The sequence below is a fragment of the Hydrobacter penzbergensis genome (assembly GCF_900106985.1).
Lineage (GTDB): Bacteria > Bacteroidota > Bacteroidia > Chitinophagales > Chitinophagaceae > Sediminibacterium > Sediminibacterium magnilacihabitans.
The window spans coordinates 141,676-162,752 of the sequence record NZ_FNNO01000003.1 but is presented as its reverse complement, the minus strand read 5'-3'; the positions used below and the strand labels follow the sequence as shown (position 1 = coordinate 162,752).

At 42.1% G+C, this 21,077-nt stretch carries 20 protein-coding genes, 1 tRNA gene and 1 pseudogene; 20 read left to right on the top strand and 2 right to left on the bottom strand.

Going from position 1 to position 21,077, the window contains the following annotated elements; translation table 11 throughout:
- The first annotated feature begins 17 nt into the window (after positions 1 to 17).
- The 17 genes from BLU98_RS05240 (at position 18) to BLU98_RS05155 (ending at position 15,868) form a co-directional block, all read left to right on the top strand.
- Positions 18 to 347, top strand: a complete 330-nt coding sequence (locus BLU98_RS05240; RefSeq protein WP_092722728.1) for a DUF4133 domain-containing protein — start codon at positions 18 to 20, stop codon at positions 345 to 347.
- Complete coding sequence (locus BLU98_RS05235; protein WP_092722726.1) at positions 344 to 1,168, top strand: hypothetical protein; 825 nt, start codon at positions 344 to 346, stop codon at positions 1,166 to 1,168. The genes BLU98_RS05240 and BLU98_RS05235 overlap by 4 nt, the downstream gene beginning before the upstream one ends.
- A 50-nt stretch (positions 1,169 to 1,218) precedes the next feature.
- A complete protein-coding gene (locus tag BLU98_RS05230; RefSeq protein WP_092722724.1) occupies positions 1,219 to 3,690 on the top strand; it encodes a TraG family conjugative transposon ATPase in 2,472 nt (823 codons plus the stop codon).
- An 8-nt stretch (positions 3,691 to 3,698) separates the two neighbouring features.
- On the top strand, positions 3,699 to 4,094 hold the full coding sequence (locus BLU98_RS05225; protein WP_092722722.1) for a hypothetical protein: 396 nt from the start codon (positions 3,699 to 3,701) through the stop codon (positions 4,092 to 4,094).
- Positions 4,091 to 4,765, top strand: coding sequence for a conjugal transfer protein TraI (locus tag BLU98_RS05220; RefSeq protein ID WP_092722720.1), 675 nt, complete (start codon positions 4,091 to 4,093; stop codon positions 4,763 to 4,765). Before BLU98_RS05225 ends, BLU98_RS05220 begins: the two co-directional genes overlap by 4 nt.
- 10 nt (positions 4,766 to 4,775) lie before the next feature.
- Positions 4,776 to 5,426, top strand: a complete 651-nt coding sequence (locus BLU98_RS05215) for a hypothetical protein (protein WP_257574717.1) — start codon at positions 4,776 to 4,778, stop codon at positions 5,424 to 5,426.
- 2 nt (positions 5,427 to 5,428) lie between these two features.
- Positions 5,429 to 6,067: a hypothetical protein gene (locus BLU98_RS05210; protein ID WP_092722718.1), complete on the top strand. Its 639-nt coding sequence runs from the start codon at positions 5,429 to 5,431 to the stop codon at positions 6,065 to 6,067.
- Between the two features lie 10 nt (positions 6,068 to 6,077).
- Entirely contained in the window at positions 6,078 to 7,286 is a 1,209-nt protein-coding gene (gene traJ / locus BLU98_RS05205; RefSeq protein WP_092722716.1) for a conjugative transposon protein TraJ, read from the top strand.
- 18 nt (positions 7,287 to 7,304) lie between these two features.
- On the top strand, positions 7,305 to 7,928 hold the full coding sequence (gene traK, locus BLU98_RS05200; RefSeq protein ID WP_092722714.1) for a conjugative transposon protein TraK: 624 nt from the start codon (positions 7,305 to 7,307) through the stop codon (positions 7,926 to 7,928).
- A gap of 11 nt (positions 7,929 to 7,939) precedes the next feature.
- Positions 7,940 to 8,422: a hypothetical protein gene (locus BLU98_RS05195; RefSeq protein WP_092722712.1), complete on the top strand. Its 483-nt coding sequence runs from the start codon at positions 7,940 to 7,942 to the stop codon at positions 8,420 to 8,422.
- Between the two features lie 2 nt (positions 8,423 to 8,424).
- A complete protein-coding gene (gene traM / locus BLU98_RS05190; protein ID WP_092722710.1) occupies positions 8,425 to 9,735 on the top strand; it encodes a conjugative transposon protein TraM in 1,311 nt (436 codons plus the stop codon).
- Between the two features lie 29 nt (positions 9,736 to 9,764).
- Positions 9,765 to 10,607 carry a conjugative transposon protein TraN gene (gene traN / locus BLU98_RS05185; protein WP_092722708.1) on the top strand — a complete coding sequence of 281 codons (843 nt, stop codon included), beginning with the start codon at positions 9,765 to 9,767 and terminating at the stop codon, positions 10,605 to 10,607.
- A gap of 66 nt (positions 10,608 to 10,673) precedes the next feature.
- Positions 10,674 to 11,831, top strand: a complete 1,158-nt coding sequence (locus BLU98_RS05180; protein ID WP_257574716.1) for a hypothetical protein — start codon at positions 10,674 to 10,676, stop codon at positions 11,829 to 11,831.
- Between the two features lie 85 nt (positions 11,832 to 11,916).
- Positions 11,917 to 12,666: a hypothetical protein gene (locus tag BLU98_RS05175; RefSeq protein WP_139173839.1), complete on the top strand. Its 750-nt coding sequence runs from the start codon at positions 11,917 to 11,919 to the stop codon at positions 12,664 to 12,666.
- Between the two features lie 26 nt (positions 12,667 to 12,692).
- Positions 12,693 to 13,739, top strand: coding sequence for a hypothetical protein (locus BLU98_RS05170; RefSeq protein ID WP_092722704.1), 1,047 nt, complete (start codon positions 12,693 to 12,695; stop codon positions 13,737 to 13,739).
- A gap of 13 nt (positions 13,740 to 13,752) precedes the next feature.
- Positions 13,753 to 14,046 (top strand): hypothetical protein, encoded by a 294-nt coding sequence (locus BLU98_RS18175; RefSeq protein ID WP_092722702.1) that lies wholly within the window; start codon positions 13,753 to 13,755, stop codon positions 14,044 to 14,046.
- Between the two features lie 262 nt (positions 14,047 to 14,308).
- Positions 14,309 to 15,868, top strand: a complete 1,560-nt coding sequence (locus BLU98_RS05155) for a recombinase family protein (RefSeq protein WP_092722698.1) — start codon at positions 14,309 to 14,311, stop codon at positions 15,866 to 15,868.
- Positions 15,869 to 15,877: 9 nt separating this feature from the next.
- On the opposite strand, the gene BLU98_RS05150 is transcribed toward BLU98_RS05155, so the two are convergent.
- A complete protein-coding gene (locus BLU98_RS05150) occupies positions 15,878 to 17,440 on the bottom strand; it encodes a Fic family protein (protein WP_092722696.1) in 1,563 nt (520 codons plus the stop codon).
- Positions 17,441 to 17,640: 200 nt separating this feature from the next.
- On the opposite strand from BLU98_RS05150, the pseudogene BLU98_RS18030 reads away from it, so the two are divergent.
- Positions 17,641 to 18,570, top strand: a pseudogene (locus BLU98_RS18030) (recombinase family protein); the annotation flags it as partial.
- A gap of 580 nt (positions 18,571 to 19,150) precedes the next feature.
- On the opposite strand, the gene BLU98_RS05140 reads toward BLU98_RS18030, so the two are convergent.
- Positions 19,151 to 19,226, bottom strand: a tRNA-Lys gene (locus BLU98_RS05140).
- 167 nt (positions 19,227 to 19,393) lie between these two features.
- Here BLU98_RS05140 and BLU98_RS05135 point away from each other — a divergent pair.
- The gene (locus BLU98_RS05135; protein WP_092722694.1) at positions 19,394 to 20,200 is read left to right on the top strand and encodes an SDR family oxidoreductase; all 807 of its coding nucleotides are present in this window, start codon (positions 19,394 to 19,396) and stop codon (positions 20,198 to 20,200) included.
- A gap of 29 nt (positions 20,201 to 20,229) precedes the next feature.
- Complete coding sequence (locus tag BLU98_RS05130; protein WP_092722692.1) at positions 20,230 to 21,051, top strand: SAM hydrolase/SAM-dependent halogenase family protein; 822 nt, start codon at positions 20,230 to 20,232, stop codon at positions 21,049 to 21,051.
- The last annotated feature ends 26 nt before the right edge of the window (positions 21,052 to 21,077 follow it).

Here is a 21,077-nt window from a genome sequence, read left to right as displayed (position 1 = left end):
TTCAATACAAAAACGACATGGCAAATAGTGTATATCAGATCAACAAAGGCATTAACCAAAGCATCGAGTTTAAAGGCTTGAAAGCACAATACATCTGGTATTTGGGCGGTGGTGTTGTTGCGCTGCTTATTGTATTCGCCGTGATGTATATCGTTGGTTTGCCCACCTACTTGTGTATCGGTATCATACTCACAGCAGGAACATTTCTCGTCATGAAGATTTACGGCATGAGCCATAAATACGGAGAACACGGTTTAATGAAAACGCTTGCCAGGAAACAGGTTCCTAACGTGATCAAATCAAGAAGCAGAAATGTTTTTATGGGAACTAAAGCAATACATTCATGAAAAGAGAATTGCCGGTGTACAACATCGAAGGAACCGATTTTATCGTGGATGTAGCTAATCTACAGCTTCGGGAAAAAGCAAACCCGGAGAATGTGATACCTGTATTTGACATGCGGGATGTTGGAGATGGATATGTATTTGATTACAGCCCGAAAGAGAAAAACATACCGATGCTGTTCAGTGATGATACAGATGTAAGAACAGTGAAGATACCGGAGCTGGTTCAGCTTGACGCTACGGGAATGGCAGAAAAATATGGGCTTTCTGCTAACAATGTGCAGGGCAAAACGGATTTCGAGCTAATGGTGGATCAGCAGGCACTCGGACGAAGATTGATGGGGCAGCTCCCGACAATAGATATTGCCGGACATACTTTCTATGTTGACATCCGAATGAGTATGCTTCGACCTAAAGACGATTTTCTTTCCAACGGGATTGTGTTGAGCCAGATTGATAATTTCTATGATGATGAACGGAAAATTTACGCCTTCCCTTACAACCCGAAGACACATGAATTTCAGGAATTAGATTACGATAACATCACAGCTATTCCTAAAGACCTAATTGTTGTTTCCTTTCCGCATGAAAGCATATTAGACCCCGTAGGGTTCAACAGGAAACATGGTTTGGATGAAACAAACGGATTAAAAGAAACCAATGTGAAATCTCATTTCGAGGCAACACGGGTGGACTGGAAGGAAACCGGCATCGAAACCACAATACGGGAGAACATCAACAAGCAGCATCAGCAACAACGATTAAAACAAAAAGACGAAAAACAAAAGCCGGGCAAGCGGCAGCGCAGAGGCCCGAAGCTATAAGACAGTGCTGCCGAGGTGCAGTAAGTAATGAGAGATAAAAATATAGTGAGATGGAAAAAGTGCTGGATGATATTTTACCAATAATGGATGTGGAGCATGACTGCATCCTGAGCAAGCAAGGCGATGTAACAATCGTTTTTAAAGCTGACCTGCCCGAAATATTTACGCTCTCCGATCAGGAGTATGAAGCTTTTCATCAGGCATGGATAAAAGCAATAAAGCTATTGCCAAAATTCTGTGTGTTTCATAAACAGGACTGGTTTTTAGAAAGTGGTTATACGCCGGATTTTACAAAAGATGATACCAGCTTTCTCAGTCGCGCCAGTGAGCGTTTTTTTAATGAACGACCTTTTCTCGCTCATACATGCTATATCATGCTCACTAAAAAGCCTGAAGGCCGGAAAACTGCCAGTTCTATGTTTTCGAACTTGCTGCGTAAATCTATTGTACCCGAAGAGACATTAAAGCCGCAATTGCTTCAGGACTTTCTGGACAGCGCAGGGCAGTTCAAACGCATAATGGAAGACAGCGGCTTTATGAAGCTGACAAGGCTAAGGGAGAAGGAACTACTAAGCCATAGCCGTAAGATGGGCATAATAGAACAATATTGTTACCTGTCTGAGCGCAACGATAGCTTCCTGATGGCTGATATTACCTTCGATGAAGGAATGCGTGTGGGCGATAAGTATTGCCAGTTATACACGTTGGGCGATGCGATAGATCTCCCGCCATTGTGCGGCAGCCGCATCAATTACGATAAATACAGCACTGATAAAACAAAGTTCAGCGTTGGATTTGCTTCTACGTTAGGGCAGCTACTACCCTGCAATCATATCTATAACCAATATCTTTTTATTGAAGATGCTCAAAAGACCATTCAAAAGCTGGAGAGCAAAAGATTAAGGCTGCAATCCCTTTCGGCATACAGCCGGGAAAATACAATAGCGAGGGACGCAACTAATGATTTCCTGAACGAAGCCATCGGCCAGCAACGGCTACCCGTGAAAGGACATTTCAATGTGCTGGTATGGACGGACAATAAGGAGGAACTGAAAGACCTGAAAAACATGGTGTCCTCAGCATTGGCACAGATGGACGCTGTAGCCAAACAGGAAACCATCGGCGCTCCGCAAATCTTTTGGGCAGGCATACCAGGGAATGCAGCAGACTTTCCCATGAATGACACTTTTGATACGTTCGCGGAACAGGCAACCTGTTTTCTTAATCTGGAAACCGGCTATCGTTCCTCATTAAGCCCGGTGGGTATTCGTATGGGCGACCGGCTCACCGGCAAGCCCGTTCATGTGGACATTAGCGATGAACCCATGAAGATGGGGATCTGCACGAACAGGAACAAGTTTATACTTGGGCCATCCGGTAGTGGAAAATCATTTTTTACCAACCACATGGTACGAAGCTATTATGAGCAAGGCACTCATATCGTGTTAGTGGATGTGGGGCATAGCTACAAAGGTCTGTGCGATATGGTGAAAGGATATTATTTCACTTATAGCGAAGACAATCCCATACGCTTCAATCCCTTTTATATTGGCGAAGGCGACAACTTGGATACAGAAAAAAAAGAGAGCATCAAAACATTGCTGCTGGCACTCTGGAAAAAAGATGATGAAGAGTTTAAGCGTAGCGAATATGTTGCCCTGTCAAATGCCATTGGCGGTTACTACACTTACTTAGAGAATAACATTGATGTATTTCCCTGCTTTAACAGCTTTTACGCTTTTCTGCGGGATGAATATACGCAAGTGCTGGAAGGCGACAGGGTAAAAGAAAAGGATTTTGACATAGATAATTTCCTGTACGTGCTTCGTCCGTACTACGATGGTGGCGAATTTGATTACCTGCTGAATGCTACCGAAAATCTGAATCTCTTAAAGGAACGGTTTATCGTATTTGAGCTGGATAACATTAAGGATCACCCGATTTTATTTCCAGTAGTAACCATCATCATTATGGAGGTTTTCATCAACAAGATGCGTAAGATGAAAGGCATCCGTAAAATGATTTTAATTGAAGAAGCATGGAAAGCATTAATGAAAGAAGGCTTTGCAGAATACATTAAATACCTGTTTAAAACAGTCCGCAAATTTTTCGGTGAAGCAATTGTCGTAACCCAGGAGGTAGAAGATATTATTTCTTCACCAGTAGTAAAACAGGCAATTATTAATAACAGCGACTGTAAGATACTACTCGACCAAAGCAAATACCAGAACAAATTTGACCAGATACAGGAATTGTTGGGGTTGACAGAAAAAGAAAAAGCATTGGTATTGTCCGTTAACAAAGCAAACGACCCCGCTAAAAAATACAAAGAAGTCTTTATCAGCTTGGGCGGTATGCTCAGTAAGGTGTACCGCACAGAAGTAAGCGTGGAGGAATATCTCGCTTACACTACTGAGCAAACCGAAAAAGTAAAGCTGATGGAATATGCTGCAAGGTTTGATGGGGACATACGAAAAGGTATTGCGGCAATGGCAGAAGATATAAGAAACAAAAATCAATAACACAAGTCATGAAACTGAACACTCTAATACATGATCTGCGATTGGCTATTAAAATACTCCTGCATTTTGGGAAACAGCACCATGCTACGCTTTCTATGATGCAGGGCATGTATGTAAGACAGCCGCTACACAATGAAATGATTGCAGGCATAGATACTACACTTACCATAAAGCCCGATGGCTGCTTATACCAGGTTACCCGTACAGTTTATATCAGCAATATACCGGAATGTGAAGAAACATGGCTGGCTACCTATGGTTGGCATTCTAACGGCCATCTTATTGAAATAGGTGGAGATCGGTATTGCATTTTTGATGCGGCCTCAAAATCCATGTACCTCGAAATACTGACGGAGCAAGGAAAAACAATGATTGAATTATTTATTAAAATCTCCAAGACATGAAAAAAATATGGTTCATCACGCTATTAGCGACTACGTTACTGGTAGTAGCTCCTACACAACAAAGCCATGCGATTGTTTGGGTAGTAGTAAAAGCTGTCGTCAAAAAAGTAATTAAGGCGATTGACCTGCAAATTCAACGGTTGCAGAATAAAACAATTTTATTGCAGAATGCTCAAAAGACCTTAGAGAACACGCTATCCAAATTAAAGCTGGACGAGATTTCCGATTGGACAGAAAAGCAAAAAGAGCAGTACCGCAAATATTACGAAGAGCTGGCGCAGGTAAAAGCCATTATCTCCTACTACCAGCGCATAAGAGATATTACAAACAAGCAGTTAAGCCTTGTAGATGAATATAACAGGTGTTGGGCACACATTCGGCAGGATAGCCATTTCTCAGCTAATGAAGTGCTGTACATGGAAAAAGTGTATTCAGGTATCTTGGACGAAAGCATGAAAAACATTGACCAGATCAACCTTATCATAAAATCATTCACTACAAAGATGAGTGATGCCAAAAGGTTAGAGCTGATTAATAATGCAGCCGACCAGGTAGATGCAAATTATTCTGATTTGGTGCAGTTCAATAGGCAAAACACTTTGTTAAGCCTGCAACGAGCTAAGACCGATTCAGAAGTGCAAGCTGTAAAAAAATTATATGGACTTCCTTAAATCAATACGTATGAAAAAGATGCTCCTGCTTTTATTGCTGTTTGTATCGGCAGTAAGCAGTCTGCAAGCGCAAACCTTTGAAGAATGGTTTGAGCAATCGAAGACACAGAAAAAATACTTGCTTCAGCAGATTGCCGCACTACAGACTTATATCGGATACGCTCAAAAAGGCTATAAGATAGCTAAAGAAGGTTTGAATACTATCGGAAGTTTTACAAAGGGAGAATTTAATCTCCACACAGATTACTTCAATTCATTGAAGTCTGTTAACCCTGAAGTGAAACGGTACGCAAAGGTCGCAGACATTATCGCACTACAGAAAAAAATTGTACAAAACTACAACCGGACTTACCCGCAGCTAAACAGCAGCGACGCATTTTCGGGTGATGAGTTAGCATATATCAGCAGGGTGTTTGACAGGCTGCTCGATGACTGTGACAAGACGCTGGATGAACTGATAACGGTTACAACCGATGGTAAACTGGAAATGAAGGATAACGAACGTATTGACAGGATTGATAAGCTGTATTTGGACATGCAGGACAAGTTTACTTTCTCGCAAAGTTTTTCCAATAGTGCAAAATCTCTTGCTGCATCAAGATTAAAAGAAAAAACAGATGTACAAACAAGCCGTGTATTGCAGGGCATCAAAAACGAATAACAATGAAAAAGCTAATCTTAATTATATCGTTATCATTCTTCGGCATGTTGCCTGCTTTTCGTGCATCTGCACAGGCAGACGAACTTGCGCAACTGGCGCTCGATATAGAAAAGCTGTCGCAATTCAAACAGATATTGAGCGATATGAAAAAAGGCTACCAAATTCTGGAAGGTGGCTATAATACTATCAAAGACATTTCTAAAGGCAACTTCAACTTACATAAGGCTTTTCTTGACCGCTTAATGGATGTAAGTCCAACGGTACGTAACTACCGGCGTGTTGCAGACATTACCAATTGTCAGATCGCATTGGTAAAAGAATATAAGAATGCCTACGAACGGTTTAAGCAGGATAACAATTTCAATGCAGACGAGTTGGCGTACTTAGGTCGTATATATGACAACTTATTTAAGGAAAGCCTGCGCAATCTCGATGAATTGCTCACGGTGATCACGGCAGGCAAAGCCAGAATGAGCGACGATGAGCGATTGCAGACTATTGATAGAATATACGCTGACATGCAGGACAAGTTGATGTTCCTGCGGCACTTTAATAACAATACAACAATTCTGGCGGTGCAGAGAGCAAAAGAACGCAACGATGCACAGACCATTCGTAAAATTTATGGATTGAACAATTAAATAAAAAGATATGGCAAAGTGTAGAAAGACCGCCTGGCTTGTGGTAGTGGGATTGATAATGCCTTTTATAAGTCATGCCCAGGGAATAGCAGATGAAATGAAGGGGATGCATGGTGTACTGGATCAACTGTATGATGAAATGATACCCTTATGCAGCCAGTTGATTGGCGTAGGTCAGGGTTTGGCAGGCTTTGCCGCCATGTGGTATATCGCTTCAAGGGTTTGGCGACACCTTGCCAATGCAGAGCCGATAGATTTCTATCCCTTGTTTCGCCCGTTCGTGATTGGATTTTGCGTGTTGATATTCCCATCTGTATTAGGATTGATCAATGGCGTGATGAAACCAACTGTTACGGCAACTGCAGCTATGGTAGAAAATTCAGATAAAGCAATAGCGGTACTGTTACAACAAAAGGAAGATGCCATCAAGAAAACGGATGTATGGCAGATGTATGTGGGAGAAAGCGGTAGCGGCGACCGGGATAAATGGTACAAATACACGCACGATAATGAAGACCCATCCAATGAAGGTTTTTTTGAGCGCATTGGTAATGACATCAAGTTTGCCATGTCCAAAGCCTCTTACAATTTCCGCAATTCAGTAAAAGAGTGGATGAGCGAAGTGCTGCAAATATTGTTTCAGGCCGCATCCTTGTGTATAGACACACTGCGAACGTTCCAGTTAGTTGTATTAGCGATACTCGGCCCTTTGGTATTCGGGATTGCTGTGTTTGACGGATTTCAGCATACGCTCACCGTTTGGATAGCACGATACATCAACATTTTTTTATGGCTTCCTGTTGCCAATATTTTCGGAAGCATCATTGGCAAGATACAGCAGAAAATGCTGGAGCTGGATATATCGCAGGTACAGGATTACGGCGACACGTTTTTCAGTAGAACGGATATGGCATACCTGGTCTTCATGATCATTGGTATTGTCGGATATTTTACCGTCCCTTCTGTAGCTAATTACATTGTTCATGCCGGTGGCGGTGGTGCATTAGGTCAAAAAGTAACCAGCATGTTCGGCAGCACTTCCAGATCAGTAGTTAACACTGCTTCAGCCGGCGCAGGCATGGCCGCTGATGCAATGGGCAATGCAGCAAGCCGTATTTCTCAAAGCATGGCAAGCAACGGCGCATCCAATCCTTATTTCGGTGAAGGCAATAACGGTGGCTCAGGCTACATGAACGACAAGCTAAAAGGTAATTCCTAACAAACTAAAGGAGGTTATATGTTCAAAAAAATGAAAAATATAGATACAGCCTTCCGCCATATCAGGAGCTTTACCCTGGTGGTGATTGTAGGTTGTATTCTGATATGCTGTTTCGCATTGTATAAGAGTTTCAGCTTGGTGTCACAGATGCAAAGCAAAATATACATTCTCGCTAATGGCAAAGCGTTGGAAGCCTACGCATCAGAACGAAAAGATAACATACCTGTTGAGGCAAAAGATCATGTCAAAACATTTCACACCTTATTCTTTACTCTTGACCCTGACGATAAAGCCATCACAGCAAATATTACTAAAGCATTATACCTCGCTGACGGAAGTGCTAAACGTGCCTACGATGACCTGAAAGAAAACGGTTATTACGCAGGGCTTATATCCGGCAACGTCAATCAAACCATTACGGTTGATAGTGTGGCAGTAGATATTAACGAGTATCCCTATAAATTCCGCTGCTACGCTACACAAAGTATTGTACGCCCTACCAGCATTACTACCCGCAGCCTTGTTACAGAAGGCGCATTGCGAAACATATCACGCAGCGACAATAATCCTCATGGTTTTCTCATCGAGCGGTGGACTACGATTGACAATAGAGATATAAAAACAGTAAGCAGACGGCAATAAAAATAAAGCTCATGAAACTATTTCAGAAAAGAAAGGAAAACAGCGTCGAACCTAAACCGAATGCCATTTCAAAAGAAATACAGGCAGGTTACAAACGCTTGCAGGGTGGTTGGGCAAACTGGATGATGAAGCGTACAGAGAATTTCTCACGCCGCACATGGGTCGTGCTGCTAACTCTTTTTATTCTATCCACCAGTACGTACAGTGTTTACCTCGCGGTGAGTGCCTTTACAGGAAAAGCAAGCAATGCCATTTCCATTACGCCCATCAAAAAGCCAACACACATAACTGAAACAGGAGAAGCAAATAGAGGAACTGCGGAGGTGTCGGAAGCTGAGTATAGCCGCATTAAAAAATTCAGGGTGTATATGGATAGTCTTGCACGAAGTCATTCAGGAAAAATCCTTTACGACAGCATAAACAGGCAACGTCCTGGCTTAATGGACAGCATGCGGTTTATCGAAAATTATTATCAACAATTAAAACAAAAATAGATATGGAAAAGCAAGTAAAAGCTCCTAAAGAAATCAGGCAGCGCAAATTCCTATTGGTATTGCCGCTGCTCGCATTGCCTTTTATGACAATGATTTTCTGGTCGCTGGGCGGCGGTAAAGTGCAAAAAGTGGAAGCTCAGGCTGCGGTAAAAAAAGGGTTTAATATCAATCTGCCGGATGCCAACCTGAAAGACGATAAACCAATGGACAAGATGAGCTATTACAACCAGGCACAACTGGATTCAGTAAAGTTTCGTGAATTGATGAAAAACGATCCTAACTACAAGAACATTGGATTGACCGACACAGATGGATATGTGGCCGGGCAGGAAGATAGCTTTCCGATACCCGCTTATAAAAGAGGGCTGAATACATCTCTTTACGGCAATCAGGGGCATAATGACCCTAAAACCGATAAGATTTATAGTAAGCTGGCAGAGTTGGATAAAGAGATGAACAAGCCGATAACAAAGACAGCGGAAGATGAGTATAATGATATGTACCAAAATGCGCCTCGCAGAAGCGGCAACGGCACAACGGTTAATTCATCGGATGTGGACAGGCTGGAACAAATGATGAATACGATGAATCAGTCCAATGGCGAAGATCCCGAAATGAAGCAATTGAATGGCATGTTGGATAAGGTACTGGATGTGCAATATCCTGAACGTGTACAGGAAAGATTAAAACAGGCTTCAGAAGCTCACCGGGGACAAGTATTCGCAGTATCATCACAAAAGGCGGATAACAACATTACCCTGCTGGATAACGACCATATTACAGGTGGCACAACCACCAATGGGTTTTATTCGCTCACTGAAACAACAGCCGTAGCTGATTCGCAGAACGCTATACAAGCGGTCATTCACGAAACGCAAACTTTAGTAGATGGTTCTACAGTCAAATTAAGATTGCTCAATGATGTATTCATTAATGGTGTCCATATTCCTAAAGATAACTTTCTGTTCGGCATTGCTTCATTAAGAGGTGAGCGATTGAACGTGAAGATTACAAGTATCAGGTATAATAATTCGATCTTCCCTGTTGACCTGGCAGTTTATGATATGGATGGATTGGACGGCATTTACATTCCCGGAGCGATCACAAGGGACGTTGCCAAACAATCTGCTGACCGCTCCATGCAAACACTCGGTTTAACATCACTCGATCCATCTTGGCAGGCGCAAGCTGCCGGTGCTGGTATTGAAGCTGCTAAAACGCTATTCAGCAGAAAAGTAAAGCTGATAAAAGTGCAGGTAAAAGCCGGTTATAAAGTGTTGCTACGTGACGAAAAACAAAAACAATCCAACTAAATATTTCAATCACTTAAAAATTCCGAAAGATGAAAAAGATCAGTGCAGTAATGGTAATAGGAATTTTCTCGCTTATTACAATCTTCAAAGCGCAGGCACAGACAAGTACGACCTGGCAAACAAAAGCAATTGAACCGTATCATGTGGCAGTTGCTTTCTCAAAAACAACCAACATTATCTTTCCTTATTCTATTGTCAGCGTAGATATTGGAAGCAGGGATGTGTTGGCACAAAAAGCAAAAGGAGTAGAAAATATTTTGCAGATAAAGGCTGCAAAAGATAGTTTCCCCCAAACTAATATCACCATCATAACCACTGATGGAAAACTCACTTCTTTCCTTGTGGATTATGCTGAACAGCCTTCTGTACTCAACCTGTCATTAGCAGGCTTGCCGACAAAGCAAGCTATCGCTATTCCTTCGGAAAGCATCAACCAAGAACAAATGGAGTATTATGCTTCAATTGCCACTGAATCGAAAGAAAAGGCAAGAGGTATAAAAGATAAAACTTTCGGCATTCACTTCAAGCTGAATGGCATATTCATCCATGATGATGTTATGCTGCTTCGTTTCAATATCGCTAACGAAACAAATATAAATTATGATATTGACCAGTTACGCCTTTATATACGTGATCAGAAGAAATCTAAGAGAACGGCTACACAAGAGATTGAAATATCACCTGTACTCGTGCAAAGCAATATTGGCAAAGTAGCAGGGAAATCGGACAGTACCATTGTATTTGTCGTACCAAAGTTTACAATTCCAGATAAGAAGTACCTCGCTGTACAACTTATGGAAAAGAACGGAGGCAGGCATTTGGAGCTGCACGTAAAGAATAAGAAAATCGTAAAGGCGGTTCCGATTGAATGATGCCACACACAAGCCAGCAACCATTATAAATCTATTTCTGTATTTGTTTCTGCAAAAAATATAAATATGAAAATCAGGAAAGACGATTATCAGGACATTCTTGAATACCTCATCAAAAAGAGGTGGGAAGGTGAAGAATTTGTCGCCTTTCTCGATAGTCCATCTCCTGTCAGTAAAGAAGAACTATTTACGTTCTGCGAACAATACGATGTCAGGGAGTTTTGCTACGAAATGTCAACCGACATAGACTTTTACAACTTTATATCATTAAGGTCTGCATACAAAGCTATGCAGGAGGCTATTGAAAATGATAAGCTGTTGATTGAAAGGGACGGCCTTATTGATGTATCCCTTATGGTAGCTGTGCGGTATGAACGGTTAGAAAAAGAGCAATTAAATAACAATCAAAATTCAGAAGTCATGAATCAGAAAAATTTTGAGTACCTGCGTGATCAGGTTAAGTACACGGGGTTTGGCGAAGGATTGGAAAATGATCTGAAGCAAAAAATTCAGGAAGGCAACCCGGAGTTTAAATTGGCCTATGAAACTAAGTATGGCAATGACAGTGTAAACGCTACATTAAATTTCAGCCAGTCGAAGCAAAGCGATATGTACTTCTTCAACTCCTACCAGGTGAATGTACAAAAGGAGAATAGTGCTGAAACAATGGAGCAAACCTTTTACATCAACAAAGGCAACAACATCACCCTGAAAGAAGCCTATAACCTGATGGAAGGCCGGTCGGTAAATAAAGACCTCACCAATAAGGAAGGGCAAGTTTATAATGCCTGGGTACAAATGGACTTTAAACAAAGTGATGACAACGGCAACTTCAAACTGAAACACTACCATGAGAACTATGGCTATGATCTGGAGGCTGTCTTGTCCAAGCATCCAATCAGGGAATTAGGCAACGAAGAATACAAGTCCAACCTAATGGATTCTCTGAAAAAGGGCAACCTGCAATCTGCAACTTTTCAAATCAACGGGGCAGACCAAAAGCAATACATCGAGGCAAACCCGCAATTCAAGACAATCAACATTTATGATAGCAGTATGCAAAGGGTGGATAACCGGCAATCGAAAAAAGAACAGCAATCTGAAGGCGAAGGCCAGTCAGTTAAACAAGATGGTAAAAAGGAAAAGCAGACACCTGCTGAAGATGATGGACCTGAGATACCGAAGGCATCTAACAAAAGAAAAAAAAGACAAAGCATCAACTAAAGGTTGAGTAGCCCGGCTTTCTATAAATAGATGTGAAGCTGGAATTGTGAAGAGGAAACTATTTATAACAAAAAAGCAAAGCGAAATGAAAAGTCAAATATTAATGCTGCTGGCATTTATTATAAGCCTCTCAGCATGTAAAAAAGATAATGCACCTGTAAAAGCAGACAGTCAGGAAAAAACTATGCTGTTAAGGTCTGCATCCGATGCAACAACTCCCGAAAACACTGCAAATGCCTACGATAGTATAGGCTACTGGCACAATCAGATTGTCGCATACGTTGAGAACTGCAAGCCGGTTACAGAAACGCCGGATGTGGAGGCATCAACTCAATGTGTGCTGCGCTTTTGCAGGGAAATGCAATGGCCTGAACCATCTGTATCATTTTTCTCAACGGTTGAACAAACGGTGAATCAAAGCAATGAAAGTATTGAAAACCTTATTGCGAATTGTCCTTATGAAAAACCACTAAAGGCTGCCTTGGATTCATTAGCGCATTTGATAAAAGGTCTTTCGGACAGTGATAGTCCTTATCCGGTTATTAAAGCTGCAATTGTGGACTTTGAACGCACAGTAATGCAGGATAAGCAGCTTACACCCGAAGGGCGTGCAATTGCCCTTAAAGCGGCATCGGTAGCACGTTATTCCATTTATTATTGGATAAATACGCTCCAGCCGCCAGTTCCTTCGGCAGCTTTTAAGTTTAAAAACATCGTGAAGTGGATAGCTGCCGTAACAAGTGATATAGGCGGCGCTATTGTAAGTGGAAGTGTTGAATACGCCGCCGATTGCAGTACGTATGCCTACGATTTGGTAACATACAGTATGCCTTAGTTTGATATTCTTTAAAAAAGTGGGTTATGAATAACAGTGTAAACAGAGTAGAAGCAGAGCTGAACCAATGGCGATCAAAAGAGGAACGTTTTAGCAAACTATTCTCTTTCAGTCTTTCCAATAACAAGGCATTGCTCAAAGAGAAGCTGGATTACTATGACCGTATTGCAGCAAAGTATAAGGGTACACAGGATCTGGACGAAAGGTTTGCACTAAGGATGTTGCGGCAGGAACGTAACCGCATAGAGAAACAGCTTTATCCTAATCTGCTAATAAGGCTGTTACGCCGGTTATTGATTGCGCCCGTGAAGGAACAAATAGTAATTAGACAGGATAACAGGAAGACAGAACAAAACAGCCAGGCACTGCACCAACAGGTGCAGCGCACTGGCTTTCCTGACCTTTCCGCAAAAATTGATGAGCAGATCAGGCAGGGGCAACAGCAGTTTTCTATCCCTGTTTCTTATTATCTCAACGACAAAGAAAGAATAGATCACCAGCTATCATTTATAAAAGACCAATCAGGGCAATATCATTTTGAAGGGTATAAAACGGCTCTGTACAATGAAGCCAAACCGGATGAAAAACGTCAGCAATACTTTAGTATGCGTCACGAACATAATGTGAATGCTATGGAAGCCTACAATCTACTGTCAGGGCGATGTATTCAGAACGGTGGAACATGGCTGCAGCTTGACTTCAATGATAAAGACCAGCATGGCAACTTTCGGATCAAACAATTTCATTCGGATTACGGATATGATCTTGGCAAGGTGCTACAGCAACTCCCGTTGAAGGAACTATTGAATACAGGAGAAGCGGAGAAACTGAAGGAAGCATTAAAAAATGGCGAACGGGTTTCGGTGAGCTTTATAAAGGATGGCAACGAACAACGGTTTTACATTGAAGCGAACCCGCAGTTCAAATCAGTCAATATCTATGATGAGCATTCCAGAAAGATAACGCTCCATACGGCATTAGGAAATAAGACAATGGATGCCATGAAGGAAACTCATAAGGTCAATGAACAACAGCAGCAACAAGCTAAAAAGAACGGTATCAAAATAGGTTGAAAAAGCATGGACAATGGACAGGTTGTGTTACTTATCGGATTTTTTTGAAGCCATAGGAACTGATGCCCGCATTAGCATTACCCATATAGGCATATACGCCGCTTTGTTACAGTACCGCGTACAGAATGACTTTGCCAATCCTATCCAGGCGTTCAGCCATGAGATATTAACTATTGCAAAATTGTCCTCTGCTATCACCTACCACAAATGCGTGAGGGAATTAAGCGAATACGGCTACATAAGGTATGAACCATCATTCAACAAAAACAAAGGGAGCAAGATTTATTTCGTGGAAAGGAGTGATTAAGATTATTTGATTTGGAAACTTAGGAAAGCCTGTTGATGGGCTTTTCTATTTATAAAGGAGGTGTGAGATGGATGATGATGTGTTGATAAGAATAACTCCTGACAAGGCAATAGAAATCTTGTGTAAAGATGGTATTAACGTCAATATGGAAGAAGCGCAAATAATACTCGACTTCTTATATAGCATGGCAAACATAGTCGTTGAGCAGTACGTTAGTAATCAGCAGCATGATATTCTAATCATAACAAAGGAAAGATAGGCTATGAAAATTACAGACCTTTATATCAGAGTAAGTACAGATGAGCAGGCAGACAAGGGATATTCCCAACGTGATCAGGAAGAAAGATTGCGCAGGTATTGCAACATAAACAACATCCAGATACGCAAGGTTATTTTTGAAGATCATTCAGCAAAAACCTTCAAACGACCAGCCTGGCAAAGTCTTTTGGTTGACCTGCGGAAACAAAGGGGGCATTCCGATCTTATCCTTTTTACAAAATGGGATAGATTTAGCCGTAATGCTGGAGATGCCTATCAGATGATAAGCCTTTTACGGCATTTTGGAGTAGAGCCGCAGGCGGTGGAGCAACCGTTAGATTTATCCATTCCTGAAAATAAAATGATGCTGGCGTTTTACCTCGCAGCGCCGGAGGTAGAAAACGACCGCAGGGCATTAAATGTATTCAATGGTATGCGGCGAGCTAAAAAGGAAGGCCGCTGGATGGGCACAGCTCCTATTGGTTATGTGAACAGAACTACGGAAGATGGCAGGAAGTACATTGCACCGAAAGAGCAGGATGCTAAAATAATGAAATGGGCATTTGGAGAAATCTATCGCAATAAGCTGAACACTGAACAAATTTGGAAACAAGCCCGTGAGAAAGGTTTGAAATGCAGTAAGAATAATTTTTGGGTAGCGATAAGAAATCCTATTTACTGCGGACTAATCTTTGTTCCTCAGCATAAAGATGAACAAAGCCAGCTTGTGCAAGGACAACACGAGCCGATTATTACAGCATCGCTATTCTTTGATGTGCAGGATGTGCTGGACGGTAGAAAGAGAAAAGCTGTAAGTAAAAAAGTAATTGCGCAGGATGACATTCCCCTTAGAGGCTATTTGATTTGTCCAAATTGCGGAAGATTTTTAACCGGCAGTGCTTCAAAAGGCAGGAAAAAATATTATCATTATTATCATTGCAGTTCTGAATGCGGCGTGCGTTATAAAGCGGATGATGCAAACAATTTAATGATAGAAACAATCGGAAATGAAGTCAGAGATGTTCCCCGTCTTAAATTGTTCAAGGAAATTCTTACCGCCACTTACATGAGTGTGAGCAATGTAGAAAAAACAGACCAGAAACGCATGATAGCTCAACTGGATCAGGTAAAGCATCGGCTCTCGAAGGCTCGTGAACTGTTGCTTCGTGGAGAAATTGAAGGTGAAGACTATCGCACAATTAAGTCAGAAGCCAGCGAACGAATGACAGAAATTGAAGCAAAGCTACAAACATCTACTTCCTTTTCAGGTAATATGGAGCTGCTATGGAATCTTCCCATTTCCAACATCTCGCATTTAGATGAGTTATTTCAAAACGGAACTGTTATGCACAAAAGAAAAATAGTCAGCATACTATTTCCTGAAAACCTAACGCTTAATGACGCAAAACTTCTGCATACAAAAGTAAACGCTGCCATCACATTGCTAAATAGGAAAAACAAAACCCATAGAGCGGATGAAATAATAGCCAGTACAACGCCCCCTGCTAATGGTGTTCATTTGAACCGAAAGCAGGGTTTAGCAGCTATGCGGAATAGAGTATAGTTCTTTGCGCTATTTAGTTTCCGGCAGTTTAGCCACGATCTTTCCATGTAGCCGCTCATTCACCAAATAGGCAATAAAGGAAGCAAACGAAGTTATATCCTGCGCTACACTTGCCTGCTCTAATGCCTGCATATAATCAGCCCTTCTTTCCACGGGTATTACAGTCCAGGGGTATCCACCTGAAGAAAGCATTACATTCATTAAAAAACGTCCTATTCTTCCATTGCCATCCATGTAAGGGTGAATAAACACAAAAATGAAATGGCCTAATACAGCTCTAACCGATGCTTCTGGTTCTTCTTCCAACAATTCAAATAGTACAGGCATGGTATCTCTCATGGCATCCACATTCAATGGGACATGCTTGGAATTGCCGATATACACCTGATGACTTCGATAGCCGGCAAGGTCTGCTGCTTTTAAAATTCCTGCGGCAACACTTGGGTCAAAAAGTTGTCTGTACCATTTGGAATGATCTTTATCAACCTGCTTTCCTGAATTGGCGCCGTTCAGTATTGCTGTAATGGTTTCCTTCACCTGTAAGAATGCTTGGTAGTAACCTCTGGCAGCCATAGCGTCTCTTTGCTTGCGGTCTTCCTCATTCTCTTTACTATTCCACTGGCCACTACTTACTCTTTCAATCAGTTCAGGTGTTACACGATACCGTTCAATGGAAAGTGAGTGGTAAGCATCTGTAACATAAATATCATCAACGTCTTTAAGGTAGGCTTGTGTATCATCAGGTATGCCCGGCGCTTTAGGAAAGCTGGCAATAATGATTTCACGCATTTGCTGCCACATAAGCCTGATTCGGTTGGCATAGGGAGAACGTTCACGGGAAGAAAGGTTAAGATTTATTTTGGTTTCAAAAGGATCTTCTTCCCGTATATCGTAATCGGCTTGTTTGAGCGTTTCAACAATCTGGTCGGCTATTTTATCCCTGTTTATATTCCTGAAAGCACCTGCTAATCTGCCTCCGAATGTTGTATGTCCGTTCTCCAGCAGGATAGGCAATACTTCTGAAGCATCCCTGATCAATGCGAGGGCTGTGCGGGCATCTATGGCGTTTCTTGTGTAAATACTTGGAGAGCTATAAACCAATGCAGCCGGTAGATTGTATATTCTGATTCCGTTTGCTATAATGGTTTTATCCGCAGGCGGGATATTTGCCTTTAAATTGAACAAAGAGGTATTATGCGGCAAGGGAGTAGGATTATTATTACCTTGTGGCGAACGTATCATTAACTGTTGGGGTACGGCACTGTTTCCCGCATGGATAAGGAGCGACTGATCTGCTGATAAACACCATTCTTCTCCAAATTTGTTATTAAGAAATTTGGCAATAAAGTCCCAATAAGAGCTGTACCACGAAGTTGTTTCACCTGCTTTTTCCGCAGGATCGGTAGGTATGTACCATCCCTTTGTTATCTCGCGGATAAAGCCGTTTTTAAGCAGTATTTCCCTGTATTTTCTATTAGGTATCTCATCGGTATGAATACCGACAACCCCGTTGTCCTGTAATTCTTTCAGGAACTTTAGGGCTTCTACTAATCTTTCTCGCGGTGTTGCCATGTTACATTTTATTAATGTTGAATTGCAGCCATTGACTGCATTTTCATTGTTGGGTATCTTTTATTAAACCTTGTCGTTTCTTGTCTATTAAACAAAGATGTGTCAAATTTAGTAAATTTTGACGTGATAATTCTATTAAATCTTGTTCATTCTTATTTTTCTTCTTATCTTTACATCATATCACGCTAAATATCTATAGTATGAAAATAGCAGACCTTTATGTACGGGTAAGTACGGACGAACAAGCCGATAAAGGCTATTCGCAACGCGACCAGGAGGAACGTTTGCGGAAATACTGTGAAATAAACAATATACGGGTCAGGAAAGTGATACTGGAAGACCACTCAGCTAAGACGTTTAAACGACCAGCTTGGACTGGATTGTTGGGGGAATTACGTAAACACAAAGGGCATACTGACTTAATAATATTTACAAAATGGGACAGGTTCAGTCGCAATGCCGGGGATGCGTATCAAATGATTAGTACTCTTCGGCGTTTAGGTGTTGAGCCGCAGGCAGTAGAACAACCGCTTGATCTTTCCATTCCTGAAAACAAAATGATGCTGGCATTTTACCTCGCAGCGCCGGAGGTAGAAAATGACCGCAGGGCATTAAATGTGTTTCATGGTATGCGCAGAGCTAAAAAGGAAGGCCGTTGGATGGGCACTGCTCCTATAGGTTATGCTAATAAGGTTAATGAGAATGGTAAGAAATATATCGCTCCGAAAGATATTCAGGGTGACATAATGAAATGGGCGTTTGAGGAACTTTCCCGTAATCAGTTCAGCACAGAACAGGTATGGAAAAAAGCGAAGGAAAAGGGATTAACATGCAGCAAAAATAACTTTTGGGTTGCTATAAGAAATCCAATCTACTGCGGATTGATATTTATTCCAAAGTATAAGGAAGAAGAAAGCCTGTTAGTGAAAGGACAACACGAGCCGTTAATCCCTGAAACGCTTTATTACGATGTTCAGGATGTCTTGGATGGACGCAAACGGGTTTTAGGTACAAAGGTTACGGCAGATGATAATATTCCATTGAGAGGATTCCTAATTTGTCCAAAATGTGGGCGAATGCTGACTGGTAGTGCGTCAAAGGGAAGAACGCAATATTACCACTATTATCACTGTAGTTCTGCTTGCGGTGTTCGTTACAAAGCAACAGATGCAAATGATAAGATGTTTGAAGAAATTAAAAAATATGTGTGGCCTCTATCAAGACTTGAAATGTGTAAAGATGTAATTACTTCAACATACAAATCAAAAGAACGTGGGGAAAGAGATGAACAAAAAGATTTGAAGTCACAATTGCAGGAAGTTAATACTAAAGTTGTCAAAGCAAGAGAGTTGCTTTTGTGTGGCGATATTGAAGGTGATGATTATCGGGCAATCAAATCCGAATGTGAGGAAAAGATTAATCGTCTGGAAGCAAAACTGAAGGCTGCTGTAAGTTTTCAAACAACAATAGAACCCCTATGGGATAAGGCTTTCAGTAACATTGCACAGCTTTATACGATGTATAAAGAAGGGTCAGTAGAACTAAAAAGAAAAGTAGTTGGTTCGATGTTCCCCGAAAATGTCGTATTCGACGGTTACGAACATCGAACCAAAAGAGTGAACGAAGTTATTGACGTTATATCCTTAATAGACAAGGAATTAAAGCGCAAAAAAAATGGGACAAGTCGTTTGAATTTTGACTTGTCCCATATGGTGATCCCGCTGGGACTCGAACCCAGGACCCATACATTAAAAGTGTATTGCTCTACCAACTGAGCTACGGAATCGAACCATTCACCTTTCGATGAATACCCCGTGTTTGATTTGGGAGTGCAAAAATAGGAGAAATAAAAAAATGGCCAAATTTTTATAAATCTTTTTTCAGCCAGTTACCCACATTACTGCTGATAACTGTTTCAGTTATGCCTATTTTTGCAGTAACAACAAGCATAATATGTCGGACTTCACAAACAAGGTAGTCGTTATCACGGGCGGTTCTGAAGGAATTGGAAAGGCATTGGTAGACGCTTTTTTATACCAGGGAGCCAAAGTGGCTACCTGCGGCCGTAATTACGATAAACTCTATCATTTGCAGGCTTCTTATCCCGGTAAACCCTTCATGATCCATACGGCCGATGTGAGCAAAGAGCAGGAAAGCAAGAGCTTTATCGATGCCGTGGTTAAAAATTTCGGCACCATCGATATACTGATCAATAACGCAGGTGTTTCTATGCGCGCTATGGTACAGGATGTAGAATTGGAGACCATCCGCAAAGTGATGGACGTGAATTTTTGGGGCACGGTTTCCTGCACCAAATTCGCACTGCCGCATATCCTCAAAAACAAAGGAACTATCGTAGGGGTTTCATCCATCGCCGGGTTCCGCGGATTGCCCGGTCGCAGCGGCTATTCCGCTTCCAAATATGCTGTCAATGGTTTCCTGGAAGCCCTCCGCACTGAATTACTGCACAGCGGTGTGAATGTGATGTGGGTTTGTCCGGGCTTCACTGCTTCTAATATCCGTAATGCGGCGCTCAACAAAGACGGACAAGCACAGGGAGAATCACCGATGGACGAAAAAAAAATGATGACCGCCGAAGAATGTGCCAGGCATATTTTGAAAGCGATCAGCAAAAGGAAAAGGACCCTGGTGCTCACTTTCCGGGGAAAAGAAACTGTGTTCCTCAACCGGTTCCTGCCCTCCCTGGCCGATAAACTGGTGCATCGTTTTTTCTTTAAAAATGGAAGATTGGTGAAATAACTCATCTTTCCAGACGTTTATCATCCGGCATGCCCATCTTAACGTTGTCAACCGATATAGGCCAGCGCGACTTTCTCGTAGGCGCCATCAAGGGCCAGTTCCTGTCTCTGGATCCTGCGTTGCAGGTATGCGATATCACGCACCAGCTTTCGCAGACCAACTTTCCGCAGGCCGCCTATATCTGCGGCAATGCTTTCCGTTATTTTCCGGCAGGTACCCATCATTTTATCCTGGTGAATGTATTCGAGACACCAGTCACGCATCTGCTGGTGGCGAAATTCAATGATCAATTCATTACCTGTCCGGATAATGGCCTGCTTACCATGATCACCGCGGAAAAGCCCCATGAGATCGTTCGTATACCTGCTGGCGGCCAACGCACATTACTGGAACTCACCCAACTGGCCGCCACGGCTATCACACGTATCATCCATCGGGGTGGACTGGCAGGGGAGGTGGCTGCCGGGGAGATCGTTGAGAAGTATCCTTTGCGGCCTACTTATGGTCCGGATTGGATCGAAGGACAGATACTGTTCATCGACAATTTCGAGAATGTGGTCATCAACATCACCCAAAAAGAATTCAACGACCACTGCAAGGGCCGGCGCTTCAAAATTGTTTTCAAGCGCAATGAAGTCATCGATACCATCAGCGATAACTATGCCGCCGTTCCCGAAACGGAAAAACTGGCCTGGTTCAATTCGGCCGGTTACCTCGAAATAGCGCTCCGAAACGGTAATATGGCCGGTCTGTTCGGTCTCCAGGGCTTTAACGAGCAAATGCAGCAATCGGGTGGAAGCCAGAGCCACAATAAATGGTTTTACCAGACGGTAAGGGTGTTTTTTGAGTGATGGCTGATTTCCAGTATTTTCGCATC